Below are 13,684 nucleotides of genomic sequence, written 5' to 3'. Positions count from 1 at the left end.
ACGGTGCTGTCTTCTAAAAGCGAAAGCCTGAAGGGTATTTTGGTAGCAGACATCAATGGTCGGATTAGTTGTAGTTATTCTGATTTATAAAATCAATAAAGTGGGCTGATACAAGGCTTTGTCATATCTTATTCTTTCAATTTTATATTTGGGGAAAGTTATGTCTGAATCTAAGTCAAATGCTTCGGCTGTGGTTAGCTACAGTGCTCATGCTACTGTTGCTTCTATAGCTATGCACAGTGCACCCGTTAATGCTTTGTCAAAAGCCTTGAGAGTAGGCTTAATTGATAGCATCAACAAGGCCTTAGCTGACGAAGATGTGAAAGTGATAGTGCTTAGCTCTGAGCTTCCGCTATTCTCCGCAGGTGCCGATATTTCAGAATTCAGCGGTGGTGATCTTTCCCCAATGTTGCCAGAGGTACTCGATGTAATAGAGCAGTCTACCAAGCCTGTAATAGCTGTTGTGAATGGCAATGCCTTTGGCGGAGGTCTTGAGTTAGCGTTGGCATGTCACTATCGAATATCGCATGCTGCTAATAAGGTAGGACTTCCAGAAGTACATTTAGGCATACTGCCTGGTGCCGGCGGCACACAGCGTTTGCCAAGATTAGCTGATGCAAAAACTGCGCTTGATATGATTGTAAGTGGTGCACCAACCAAGGTGACCAAACTTCCCAAGGTATTCGACGTGATAGTTGATACGCCTCAAGAGCTTGAGCAGGCAGCAAAGGCTTTTGCTGATAACATCGTAAATGAGAACTTACCAGCAAAACGCGTTTGCGATATCGACCTCAGTTTTGATGATAAAACGAAGGCTCTATTTTCAGAATATGCCAAGGGTGTTGCTTTAAAAACTAAAGGCTATTTTGCGCCTGGTCATTGTGTGAAAGCGGTCGAGTCGGCATATACCCTCGATTTTAAGTCTGGTCTGCAGCGCGAAGCTGAACTTTTCATGGAGTGTATGAAAACGCCACAAGCTCGCGCTCAACAGCATTTCTTTTTTGCAGAACGCGCGGCATCACATGTGTCGGGCATATCTAATGACCTAAAAGCCCGGGACGTAAATAAAGTCGCGGTTATAGGTGCAGGTACTATGGGCGGCGGTATTGCAATGAATTTCGCCAACGTCGGTATACCCGTTGTGATATTAGAGCTTAAGCAAGAGGCGCTTGATAAAGGCCTAGCGCTAATCAGACGTAATTATGAAAACTCAGCTAAGAAAGGAAAGTTAAGCAGCGACCAAGTTGAACAAAGGATGGCCTTATTAACAGGCACCACATCCTACGATGATTTATCTGATGTCGACTTGGTTATCGAAGCTGTGTTTGAAAAAATGTCGGTGAAAAAAGAAGTATTTGGGGCACTCGACAAAGTGTGCAAATCCGGTGCTATATTGGCATCAAATACCTCAACTTTAGATTTAGACGAGATCGCATCTTCTGTCAGCCGGCCTCAAGATGTGATTGGATTACATTTCTTCTCGCCCGCTAATGTCATGAAGTTACTTGAAATAGTGCGCGGCAAACAAACCGCAGATGATGTGATCAAAACCGCGATGAAGCTTGCGAAAACGATTCGAAAAGTGGGTGTTCTTGTTGGTGTTTGTTTTGGTTTCGTTGGCAACAGAATGATTGAGCCTTATGGGCGTGAAGCTAATAGACTGATGCTCGAGGGCGCTTCTCCGGAACAAGTCGATCGAGTCATAGGGCAATTTGGTTTACCAATGGGGCCCTTCACGATGGGTGATATGGCAGGCCTCGATATCGGTTTCTTTGTGCGTGAATCACGCAGAGATTTCATTTCCCACGATCCTAGCTATTGCATCGTTGCCGATAAACTCGTCGCGCAGGGGAGAAATGGCCTCAAAGCTGGCAAAGGAGCATATCTTTATGAAGCCGGCAGCAGGAAGCCTATTCCTGACCCAGAAGTACTAGAAATAGCAAAGCAGGAAGCCGCTCGATTAGGCATAGTGCAGCGAGAAATTAGTGACCAAGAGATTTTGGAACGTTGTATCTACCCCTTAATCAACGAGGGGGCCGACATATTAAAAGAAGGGATTGCAGCGAAATCGAGTGATATCGATGTGATCTACGTTTATGGCTACGGTTTCCCTGTCTTCCGAGGAGGGCCGATGAAATACGCTGATGAAATTGGTCTCGATGTAATACGCGACAGACTAAATCATTACAAAAACGAACTTGGAGAATACGGACAACATTGGTTCGAGCCATCGAGTTTATTAGAAGAATTGGCGAACGAAGGCAAAAGCTTTTCGTCATTAACATAATTTTATATCGAAATGAGCTGTAGCGTTCATATTATCGAAAGTAGAGGAATATATGCAGAATTACAAAGCCCCACAACGTGATACTTTATTTGTAACCAATGAGTTACTCGGGTTTGAAAAGCACTATCAAAAGCTTGGTTTCGAAGACGCCACCGACGACCTAGTGCGCGCAATCTATTCAGAGGCGGCTAAGTTTGCAGAAAACATTCTCGCACCGCTCAATGCCGTGGGTGATGACGAAGGGTGTACGTGGAAAGACGGTGAGGTCACAACGCCAACCGGTTTCAAGGAAGCTTACAGGCAGTACGTTGAGGGCGGCTGGCCTTCAATGTCTCATCCTATTGAAGTTGGTGGTCAAGGGCTTCCATACTCTTTATCTACATCGATGGCCGAGTGGTTTTCAGGGGCAAACCATAGCTGGGCCATGTATCCAGGTTTGAGCCAAGGCTGCATGGAGACGCTGAAAGCTCATGGTACTGAGCAGCAGAAAAAGGTTTACCTAGAAAAACTAGTTGAGGGTAGCTGGACAGGCACAATGTGTTTAACAGAACCGCATTGTGGCTCAGACTTGGGGATGCTTAAGTGTAAGGCCGAGCCTGCTGAAGACGGGCTTTATAAGCTTACTGGTACCAAAATATTTATTTCTGCTGGTGAGCATGATATGTCCGACAACATTGTGCACATTGTATTGGCGCGTTTACCCGATGCACCCAAAGGTACCAAAGGGATTTCTTTATTTATCGTGCCCAAATTTAATGTGGATGCTGATGGAAATATCACTGATAGAAATACGGTGAAATGCGGTTCAATCGAACACAAAATGGGTATTAAGGGCAGTGCAACCTGTGTGATGAACTTTGATGCAGCCAATGCCATATTGATTGGCGAACCAAATCGTGGGTTGAACTGTATGTTCGTGTTTATGAATATGGCTCGAATAGGAACAGGTGTCGAAGGCTTGTCTGCCACCGAGGCAGCTTTTCAAGGTGCGTTAAGCTATGCTCAAGACCGCACTCAATTCCGTTCACTAACAGGTGTTAAAAATCCTGATGGGCCTGCCGATCCAATCATCGTGCATCCTGACGTTCGTCGTATGTTACTCACCCAGAAAGCGCTTCGAGAGGGCAATCGAGCATTGGCGATATATTGCATGCAAATGGTGGACGTAACTCAATATTCACAAGATCCAGCAGAAAAGCAAATTGCGGAAGCTAAACTGGCTTTATTAACACCAATAGTAAAAGCCTTTTTGACTGAAACAGCGCAAGAAACGACAAGTTATGGCATGCAAGTGTATGGTGGGCATGGCTACATTAAAGAGTGGGGCATGGAACAGTTGGCACGTGATACACGTATTTGCACAATGTATGAGGGTACAACAGGCATTCAAGCAATAGATTTATTAGCACGCAAAATAATGGGGTCTAAGGGTGAATTGCTTAAAGTCTTCACAACAGAAATCAAAGAGTATTGTGCATCAATTCGTGACAATAGTCAGTTCAACCACTGGTCTAACGCTATAGAGTCGCACGTTGACGAATGGTTACAGATGACCCAAGATATTGGTTTATCAGCAGCCAATAATCCAGAAGAGCTTGGAGCCGCATCGGTTGATTATTTAATGTATTCTGGCTATGTGACCGTGGGCTATTTCTGGTTAAAAATGGCGGTAGTAGCTCAGCAAAAATTAGATGAAGGAACAAGTGAGGTTGACTTCTATCAGTCTAAATTGCAAACAGCTCAGTTTTACTTTGATAGAATGCTTACGCGCACACGCTCTCTTGTTTCAGCAATTAATTCCGGATCTGAGAACTTAATGCAAATGGATGCAGACAATTTCTTTCATGGATAGTTATTGGTAAGCATTGAGAAAATCAAATTGAAAGCGAAGCTCCCGTTGTGCGAGAGCTTCGCTTTTTTGTTTTCAGGCCTGATGCTTATTGCAGGCTGACGAAAATAGATTAAAAGCGCCTATACATTTTCTTTGTAAAGCAACTAAAATAGAGATTGTCGAATGGCATCGACTTTTTTTACTGCTCAAAAACATTCGTTTTAATAAAATCATGGAGAATTTTATGGCAAGCATTACCCTCGCCTTAGACTGGACACCTAACATCAACCATATTGGTTTTTTCATCGCTCAAGAGTTAGGTTATTACAAAGAATACGGTCTACAAGTATCTATTACTGACCCAAGTGAAGATAACTATTCGCTTACCCCTGCTAAAAAAGTAGAGCTCGGACTCGCTGACTTTGCTTTGTGTCCGACCGAGAGCACCATTAGTTATCAGACTAAATCTTCACCATTCAAATTAATTGCTGTGGCGGCTGTTTTACAACAAGACTTAAGTGCAATTGTGGTCAAAGCGGATAGCGGAATAAGTTCACCCAAAGACCTTGATGGGAAAGTTTACGCATCTTATGAAGCTCGCTATGAGGATGAAATCGTCAGACAGTTAGTGCGTAACGACGGTGGCAGTGGCGATATCAAGCTTTCCTACCCAAACAAACTTGAGATTTGGGATGAGCTATTAAATGATAAAGTTGATGCAACTTGGATATTCCTCAATTGGGAAGGCGTGCATGTTGAACAAAGCGATTACAAGATGAATTATTTCTCTCTTGCAGAATTCAATGTGCCCTATAGTTATTCGCCGGTTATTGCTGCAAATGAAGCGATGTTAAAGACTAAAAAATCAGAATATAAAGCCTTCATTCAGGCAACACAAAAAGCCTACTTGTATGCTTGTGAAAACCCTGAAAGTGCAGCGAAGATGTTTCGTCAGTACGTGCCAAGCACCGACAGTGAAATAGACTTGCTGGCAGCGCTGAAAATGTCTATTGATGCTTTTACTGATCAAGGTCGTTGGGGCTATATTGACCAAACAAAAGTGTCCATATTTTTAGACTGGTTACACGAGCGAAAGCTAGAGCTAGTGAAACTAGCCCCTGAAGAAATCGCTACCAATGTTTTGTTTGAATAAACACTTGTTCTTTAGCATTCAAGATTGGAATGTTCACTAAATAGTACAATCACAAATAGTGGCCTAATCAATGGTTATAGGTTTTGGCCACTTCTTGAATTTGTTCTCGCATCCACATGTGCGCGTAATCATGGTCGGCGCTAACATGCCAGTACAAGTAATATTCAATTTCCGAACATTCAAATGGCAATTCATAAATAGCCAAATCGTAGTGTTTCGCCAAGTGATATGGGAGGCAGGCAATGAGGTCAGTCTTCACAATGGCACTGGGCACCGTTAAAAAGTGTTGGCCACGCATAACTTCTTTTCGTTTTTTCCCCATTTTATCTAGCTCAATGTCGATTGGGCCAGCGCCTTTCTTGCGATGTGAAACATTAATGTGACCAAGCTTCAAGAAAGTCTCTAGTGTTAGGCCATTTTTGAGTTCGGGATGGTTTTTTCTTGCTAGCACTACAAAGCGATCTGAGGCTATTTTCTGTTTCAATAAGTGAGGGTCAGTAAAGGTTGATGCATCGGCGAAAAAGTCTAAGCTGCCACTCGCCATCGCTGACACGACATTCGTGCGCGCTATTTCATAATTTGTCAGCGTGACGTTGGGAGCACAATTCTGTAGCCGTGCCATCAAACGGGGCATAATGCTAACTTCTAATAAGTCGCGACTGGCGAAATTGAATGCTTTTTGCGCTGTGCTTGGGTCGAATACGTGAGACTCTTGGACACTTTTTCGTAACAGACCAAGCGCATCCCTAGCCGGACCGATTATATTCTGCGCAACGGGCGTGGGAGTCATGCTGTGTCCAGTGCGAACAAAAAGTGGATCGTTCAACATTTCGCGAAGCCGAGCCAGAGAGTTGCTCACTGCAGGCTGCGTAATGCATAAGACGTCTGCGGCTTTGGTTAAACTGCCTGCGGTATATATAGCATCAAACACCGCAAATAAGTTAAGGTCGATTCGGTTTAAATTCACTTTATAATTGCTCCCTATAATCCGATATTGTTATTTTTAATTCGACAAGTTGTTTCAAATAAACATTAATATAAATGATAGTATAAATCGAATTCAATTAAACTGAATAATAAAAATAGGACTAATATGGAATTTTCGCAATTAAAAACAGGTGATAAGTTACCAAGTACTCCGTGGTTTTCAGTTAGCCAAGACAACATCAACGAGTTCGCCGATGCAACACAGGATCATCAATGGATACATATTGATGCTGAGCGTTGTGCGAGAGAGAGTCCATTCAAAACAACTATAGCTCATGGCTTTCTGTCGGCATCCTTAATGCCAAAAATGTTAGATCAAGTTGTGACGGTCGATCCTCGCACCCATACCATGCTGAATTATGGCATCGATAATCTGCGCTTTCTTGAACCGGTCAGAGTCAATGATGAGCTACGTTACGGTTTTGAAGTGACAAGTATTGAACAAAAAGCGACGGGGCTTTTATACAAGGTGGCTGTGCAAGTCGATATCAAAAACAGAGCTAAGCCTGCGTTAATAGGTAGCTTTCTGATGCTATTAATCAGTAAATAGCGTCATATTATTTTATGGCCTGTCAAGTCTGGTCAGACCATGCGATATGCTAATACTTACATATCAGTAACATTTTATTTACAAATTGAAGCTCTCCTTCTACTATCAGTGTTGAGTGGCGTGTTTTTCGTCGCCCACAACATATTAATAATGATAATTTCCGTGTTTTGGCTGGATTCAAAGAATGACGGAATTTGGGGAACAATATGAAATTTACCGCTAAAAAAACAGCTATCGCTGCTTTTGTTGCTTCACAGTTATTCGCATATCCAACGATTGCGCTTTCTCAAGAAACAGAAAACGAAGAAGCCAAGGAAGTTGAACTCATTCTAGTAACAGGCAGTTTTGTGAGGCGAAGTGAGAACTTCGATTCACCATCGCCACTTGCCATTGTTGATAGCGTAGCGATTGACGCAATCGGTGCAAAAAACATCGGTGACATCACACAAACGCTAACTATTAATACGGGGGCGGAGAACACACCAGACGCATTTACGCAAAATGCAACAGCCGGAACCTCGAATATCAACCTTCGAGGTTTAGGGGTGGCATCTACCCTCATTCTTCTCAATAACAAACGGCAAGTAGTTAATTCTCAGCCCAATAATGGTGGTGTTAATTTCGTCGACACAAGTTCACTAGTGCCAATGATTGCCATTGGTCGTATGGAAGTTGTTAAAGATGGTGCCTCAGCCTTATATGGTTCTGACGCTGTCGCTGGTGTTGTTAACTTCATTACCAAAAAAGACTATGAAGGCGCCTCTGTGTCTCTGGATTATCAAGATGGTGCTCACGGCGATAATAAAGAGTATGTTATTCAAGGTCTTTGGGGCGCGGTGGGCGATAATAGCAGTGTAATGGCTGCAGTGAGTTACACCAATCGTTCGCCATTGTTTACCTCAGACAGAAGACTCGCTAGACCACAAGACGATACAAGTTCTTTGGGTAATCCTGGTGCATTCTTCATATTACCGCCAATAACGGCTGCGCCTACACCGATAATCGATCCGGGTTGCTCTACCTTTGGTGGTTCGCCAATTCTATTGGCTCCGGCTGGCGTGGGTCCAGGTGGTACGGATGTTGGTTTCTGTGGCTTTGACTTTGGTTCAACCTACTCATTTGTACCTGATGAAACCCGTGTTAATGCTTATTTTCGAGGTACTTATGACGTAAGCGACGAGATAGAGTGGATCACTGAGGTGAGTTACGCAAGAAACAGAGCTGAGCGTGGTGGCTCACCTAGTTTCCCAATTCTAACTTTGCCAACGGTACCTGCTGACCATCCGAATAACTTCTTTGGTTTCCCAGTATCCTTTTTTGGTCGGGAGTTAGGCAATGGGCAGCCTGGTGATCCCGCGCGCACAGAATCAGATACTTTTAGGTTCAGCACTATGGTGCAGGGTGAACTTGATTCCGGTTTCTGGGAAGTCAGTTACACGGCAGCTAGAAACGACTTTTACTTTACAGTTCGCGATACCCTAGCGCAGCAATTTCAGAATGCTTTACGTGGTTTTGGTGGCGTGAATTGTGATCCTGTTACAGGCACGCCAGGGCAGGGCGGATGTGAGTATTTTAATCCATTTTCCTCGTCGTTTATAACACCCAACACTCAGTCTGTTATCGATTCGTTTACGGCTCGCCAAGAAATTGATTCAGAAGCAAACTTAGAAGTAGTCGAAGCCTTCGTATCAACTGAGTTATTCGATATGGATGGCGGAGCCGCTGGCTTGGCAGTTGGCGCACAATATCGCTATCAGGACTTAACGCAAGACTACGATGACTTGTCGAATCAAGACCGTTTTGCTTTCGTTATTGGTAATGCCGATATATTCGGTAAGCAAGATGTTGTTGCACTTTTTGGTGAATTAGCCTTGCCAGTTACTGATGATTTAGACGTGCAAGTTGCCCTTCGCTATGAGGATTACGGCGGCACAACCGGCGATACTATTGACCCTAAACTAGCTGCTACCTATCGTGTTTCGGATGATTTATCCTTGCGTGCTTCTATTTCAACTTCGTTCAGAGCGCCTTCTATCTTTCAACGAGATGGTGGTGCGACCTCACTGAATCAAATGGTAGATCCGCTAACCGGAGCAGCGGCTTTCGCTGCCGCCAGAGCAACGGGTAACGAAGAACTCGTTCCTGAAGAGTCTACGGCATACAACATTGGTTTCTCTTTTGAGCCCATCGATGATTTGTCGGTAGAGCTTGATTATTGGAGCTTTGATTTTGAAAATTTGATCATACAAGAGAGTTTTCAGGCAATATTAAATGCTAATCCACAGGACACGAACCGAGTCATCCGTGCTGGAGACCCTCTTAACGGACCGCTGTTGCAAGTTAATACAACCTACGTAAACGCCAGTGAGCTGAAAACTTCCGGTTTTGATTTGGTCACTAGTTATAAATTAGAAAGTGATGTGGGTACCTTTACACCAAACGTGACCGCCACTTTCATTACTAAGTATGATCTTGTTGACCCGCAAGCAGGGGCAATTGAAGGTGCAGGGTCGAGAAACTTCAATAACATCGGAACTTCCAGCCCCGAACTTCGGTTCAATGTGGGTTTGAATTGGAAGAATGAAGCATATTCTGCAAATATTTTTGCTCGCCATATTAGCGCTTATGATGATGATCAAAATGTAGATGCAAGTGGTGCTTTTCTTGAAATTGATAGCCATACCACTTTCGACGCTCAATTTAATGTTGACTTAGGTAGCCTAATGGAAACTGAAGCTGATTATGTATTGACTATAGGTGGCATAAACTTAACTGATGAAAACCCGCCTCAAGTATTTACAAACAGCGGATTTGATTCAAAGGTACATGACCCTCGTGGTCGTCAAATTTATGCGCGTTTAGCCATGCAGTTTTAGCATGCGTTAATGTTTGAACTTAGCACCAAAAACCCAGCGCTCGCTGGGTTTTTTTATTGGCGAGTAGTTGTAATTTAAGGAGTGCAAGAAATCTCAGCAGTCGTCGGTCACAAGCTCTATTGTGCAATTTGGCGTTGCAAAGGAGTCGTATAATATATAACAACCCTGATTAAGTGGGACGCCAGTACTGGGAACATCATAGCCAATTAGCGTGTAGCGATTATCGACCCGTGTGCTGATGTCATCGGTAAAGGAGGTGTTGACGAAATCGAGAAGTCGTAGACGGTCGCCATTTTCGGCAATGCTTTCAGGGCAAAGGTTACTAAACATCACCTCAGCACTGGCGTAGCCGAAATCTACGAGAAAATTGTCTTGTAAGCCACCGGGGTTAACAGTCGATGCTCTCAGGCCTTGCACTCTGGCCTTAGCTTGCACAAGCTGGGTTGTGGCTCGCAATTGAGCGGCAATACCGTTAAGAGAACTTATTCTAGCATCGCTACCAAAAGACAAAAAACGCGGAAGTGCGACAAGGGCCAATAAGCTGAGTATAACAATGACAATAATTAATTCTATTAGGGTGAATCCCTTGCTGTTTAACATTGAGCTCCTTTATCAGTTTAATACTGCGACTTGTGCGACATAGACAAGCTATTCAAAACGTAGATAGTGTCAGATTGCTTATGAGCAATATTATAATTCGTAGTAAATTATTAAAGGTATTTTTATTCCTAGCTTGGTATGGAGAGTAAAGAATAAAGTGTGCAGTGTGAAGACGCTCGCCAATTGCTATAGAGCTGTAGTCAATAAGACTGGTTGCATAGACTGTGCGTGAATTAAGAGTGCGAGAATTAAGAGTGCGAGAATTAAGAGAGCGAGAATAAAGAGAAATAAAAAAGCCCCAGCATATGCTGAGGCTTTAATGTGGTTGCGGGAGCAGGATTTGAACCTACGACCTTCGGGTTATGAGCCCGACGAGCTACCAGACTGCTCCATCCCGCGATTGTTCTGGTTTGTGACGACTTGGCCGTCTCAAGTGGTGCGTATTATACATAGCAAAAATGACTTGGCAACCGTAGAATTGAAAAAAGATTAAAAAAAGCAAAAACTGTATGTTTTATAATCATTTAACTGTTCTTAGCTTGCCCTCAGGCTGAATAAATCACCTATTTTAGCAACTCCATTTTTGAGGCAAGTTTAAAATCAAGCTCACTTATACCGTCGGCGTCGTGAGTAGTGAGTTCAACCTCTACTTTATTATAGACATTAAACCATTCCGGATGATGTTTTAACTTTTCAGCCCATATCGCAATTTGCGTCATCCAGCCAAATGCTCTGATGAAGCTTTTAAACCTGAATGTTTTACACAGTTTAGCGTTTGTAATTGTCCATCGTTCTTCACTTGCCAAGTTAGCATTTAATTCTGCCAACGCTTCCTCAATTTGTTCTGGGCTGTATTTCTCTGGCATATCCTTTCCTTATTTTATTCGTATTGTACTTTGATAACATTCTTCGCATAGATAGATTGCGTATGCGTATATTTTACGGAATTATAGTAAGCTCTTGTGGGAATGCTAGAAATAGCTAAGTGATGAAGTAATTTGACGGTGCAATTGAGTAAGACAGCGTTTACAGTTTTTTGTGCTGGAGAATATACCTGATTACTAATATCGTCGTAGTAAGGCAGTTAAATTTGTAAATGCTTTTCATCAACGCTATACTTGTCGCAAGTTTAGGAACGGGCTCCCTGTTAATGTAGTTGATACCAAGCATATTGCTACGGTGTTATCTATGCCAACACAGTAGCGTTCAGGTCAAGCGTTCGACGAGCTTTAGGCTGTCGAGCAATACAAGTAGTAATTGTGAGCTCCGCTTGACCGGAGCTTTTTTGTGTCTTCTGTTTGTTAGCCGAGCGTTAATAAGCAGTGTTTGATTACTTGAAGTATGGGCGAAATGCCCTTTTTTTGTTTTTGGAGTGTAGATTTGTCGCAGTTAGAGCGAAAATTAACTGACATGTTAACGGCGCCAGTGGAGGCCTTGGGTTTTGAACTGGTGGGTGTTGAGTTTGTGCGTGCTGGCAAACATTCAATTTTGAGAGTGTACATCGACCATGAAAATGGCATTGATGTTGATGATTGCGCAGATGTGAGTCATCAAGTGAGTGCGGTCTTAGATGTAGAAGACCCAATCAATACTGAATATAACTTGGAGGTTTCATCTCCAGGAATGGATCGACCGTTATTTAAGGCTGCTCATTATGAAGCAGTGTTAGGTGAAACGGTTTCTGTGAAGTTATCGTTGCCGCAAGACGGTAGACGAAACTTCAAAGGTCTTTTATTAAAATGCGACAATGACAGTATTTTAATAAAAGTGGATAACGACGAATTTTCTTTGGCCATTGCTAATATAGAGAAAGGCAATTTGGTTCCGAATTTCGATTAACTAGTAGGAGTGTTTGTTTCCAAGTGAAACATGCTGTGAGGCTTATAAGATGAGTAAAGAAATTTTATTGGTGGCTGAAGCCGTATCTAATGAAAAGCAAGTGCCAAGAGAGAAGATTTTTGAAGCGTTGGAGTTTGCTCTAGCGAGTGCCACTAAGAAAAAAAATGAAGGCGAAATAGAAGTACGTGTTGAGATTGATCGTGAAACTGGTGATTTCGATACTTTCCGTCGTTGGTTAGTCATAGCCGACGACCAAGAACAAGAAAACCCTTATGCAGAAATGACATTGTCAGCTGCACAAATAGACGAGCCTGACATTCAACTTGGTGATTATGTTGAAGATCAAATAGAGTCAGTGGCATTCGACCGCATAACGACACAAACCGCTAAACAAGTTATTGTTCAAAAGGTTCGTGAAGCTGAGCGCGCTCAAATGATTGCTGAGTACGAAGATCGTGTTGGTGAGTTGGTTACTGGAACGGTTAAGAAGGTGAATCGCGACAACATTATTATCGATTTGGGTAACAATGCTGAAGGTGTTATCTACCGCGACGACATGCTTCCTCGTGAAACCTTTCGTCCAGGCGATAGAGTGCGTGGTTTGCTGTATGTTATTCGCCCTGAGGCTCGTGGTGCGCAGTTATTTATTAGTCGTACTCATCCAGATATGTTGGTCGAGCTGTTCAGACTTGAAGTACCTGAGATTGCTGAAGAAACTTTGGAAATCAAGTCTGCTGCGCGTGATCCAGGCGCAAGAGCGAAAATTGCAGTGAAAACCAATGATAAACGTCTTGATCCTGTCGGCGCTTGTGTAGGCATGCGCGGATCTCGTGTTCAGGCCGTTTCTGGTGAATTAGGCGGTGAGCGTGTCGATATTGTATTGTGGGATGAGAATCCAGCTTCTTTCGTTGTTAATGCCATGGCACCAGCCGAAGTAGCGTCGATTGTTGTTGATGAAGATTCTCACACCATGGATGTTGCAGTTGAGTCGGATAACTTAGCCCAAGCAATTGGTAGAAGTGGCCAAAACGTGCGCTTAGCGAGTCAGTTGACTGGTTGGGAATTGAACGTGATGACAGTTGAAGACCTTAACAGCAAACACGAAGAAGAAAATGCGAAAGTATTAGACGTGTTTACCACAGGCTTGGATATTGATGAAGATTTCGCCTCTGTATTGGTCGATGAAGGTTTCACGTCATTAGAAGAAATTGCTTATGTTCCTGTAGGCGAGCTTCTAGCGATTGATGGCTTAGACGAAGATACCGTTGAAGAATTAAGAAGCAGAGCTAAAGCATGGTTAACAACTCGTGCGCTAGCAAATGAAGAATCACTTGAAGGGTCAGAACCGACCCAAGAGCTGTTAGACCTTGACGGTATGGATAAGCACGTTGCTTTCGTACTGGCAAGTAGAGGAATAACTGATTTGGAAGGCCTTGCTGAGCAAGGTACCGACGAAATAAGTGATATTGAAGAATTAGACGAAGAAACCGCTGGTAAGCTTATTATGGCTGCGCGTAACATCGTTTGGTTCAGTGAAGAAAGTGAAGCATAGGTCAACAGG

Annotated in this window: 10 protein-coding genes and 1 tRNA gene; 7 read left to right on the top strand and 4 right to left on the bottom strand. The window is 43.2% G+C overall.

Annotated elements, in window-relative coordinates; translation table 11 throughout:
• The first annotated feature begins 160 nt into the window (after positions 1-160).
• The 3 genes from ISG33_RS06380 to ISG33_RS06370 all read left to right on the top strand — a co-directional run bounded on the left by ISG33_RS06380 (position 161) and on the right by ISG33_RS06370 (position 5,271).
• Positions 161-2,287: a 3-hydroxyacyl-CoA dehydrogenase NAD-binding domain-containing protein gene (locus ISG33_RS06380; protein ID WP_195732655.1), complete on the top strand. Its 2,127-nt coding sequence runs from the start codon at positions 161-163 to the stop codon at positions 2,285-2,287.
• 52 nt (positions 2,288-2,339) lie between these two features.
• Positions 2,340-4,139 carry an acyl-CoA dehydrogenase C-terminal domain-containing protein gene (locus tag ISG33_RS06375; protein WP_195732654.1) on the top strand — a complete coding sequence of 600 codons (1,800 nt, stop codon included), beginning with the start codon at positions 2,340-2,342 and terminating at the stop codon, positions 4,137-4,139.
• 223 nt (positions 4,140-4,362) lie between these two features.
• A complete protein-coding gene (locus ISG33_RS06370; protein WP_195732653.1) occupies positions 4,363-5,271 on the top strand; it encodes an ABC transporter substrate-binding protein in 909 nt (302 codons plus the stop codon).
• A gap of 67 nt (positions 5,272-5,338) precedes the next feature.
• On the opposite strand, the gene ISG33_RS06365 is transcribed toward ISG33_RS06370, so the two are convergent.
• Positions 5,339-6,238 (bottom strand): LysR family transcriptional regulator, encoded by a 900-nt coding sequence (locus ISG33_RS06365; RefSeq protein WP_195732652.1) that lies wholly within the window; start codon positions 6,236-6,238, stop codon positions 5,339-5,341.
• 126 nt (positions 6,239-6,364) lie between these two features.
• On the opposite strand from ISG33_RS06365, the gene ISG33_RS06360 reads away from it, so the two are divergent.
• On the top strand, positions 6,365-6,808 hold the full coding sequence (locus ISG33_RS06360) for a MaoC family dehydratase (protein WP_195732651.1): 444 nt from the start codon (positions 6,365-6,367) through the stop codon (positions 6,806-6,808).
• A gap of 206 nt (positions 6,809-7,014) precedes the next feature.
• Positions 7,015-9,684, top strand: coding sequence for a TonB-dependent receptor domain-containing protein (locus tag ISG33_RS06355; protein ID WP_195732650.1), 2,670 nt, complete (start codon positions 7,015-7,017; stop codon positions 9,682-9,684).
• A 93-nt stretch (positions 9,685-9,777) separates the two neighbouring features.
• Here the strand turns inward: ISG33_RS06355 and ISG33_RS17215 are convergent, their stop codons facing one another.
• The 3 genes from ISG33_RS17215 to ISG33_RS06340 all read right to left on the bottom strand — a co-directional run bounded on the left by ISG33_RS17215 (position 9,778) and on the right by ISG33_RS06340 (position 11,150).
• Positions 9,778-10,284, bottom strand: coding sequence for a prepilin-type N-terminal cleavage/methylation domain-containing protein (locus ISG33_RS17215; protein ID WP_195732649.1), 507 nt, complete (start codon positions 10,282-10,284; stop codon positions 9,778-9,780).
• A 322-nt stretch (positions 10,285-10,606) separates the two neighbouring features.
• Positions 10,607-10,683 (bottom strand) — tRNA-Met (locus tag ISG33_RS06345).
• A 164-nt stretch (positions 10,684-10,847) separates the two neighbouring features.
• A complete protein-coding gene (locus tag ISG33_RS06340; RefSeq protein WP_195732648.1) occupies positions 10,848-11,150 on the bottom strand; it encodes a 4a-hydroxytetrahydrobiopterin dehydratase in 303 nt (100 codons plus the stop codon).
• 514 nt (positions 11,151-11,664) lie between these two features.
• On the opposite strand from ISG33_RS06340, the gene rimP reads away from it, so the two are divergent.
• Positions 11,665-12,123: a ribosome maturation factor RimP gene (rimP, locus tag ISG33_RS06335; RefSeq protein ID WP_195732647.1), complete on the top strand. Its 459-nt coding sequence runs from the start codon at positions 11,665-11,667 to the stop codon at positions 12,121-12,123.
• Between the two features lie 49 nt (positions 12,124-12,172).
• Positions 12,173-13,675, top strand: a complete 1,503-nt coding sequence (gene nusA / locus ISG33_RS06330; RefSeq protein WP_195732646.1) for a transcription termination factor NusA — start codon at positions 12,173-12,175, stop codon at positions 13,673-13,675.
• The last annotated feature ends 9 nt before the right edge of the window (positions 13,676-13,684 follow it).

Origin of the sequence: Marinibium conchae (assembly GCF_015595035.1) — a bacterium.
Lineage (GTDB): Bacteria > Pseudomonadota > Gammaproteobacteria > Enterobacterales > Alteromonadaceae > Glaciecola.
This window is presented reverse-complemented; position numbering and strand designations above follow the sequence as displayed.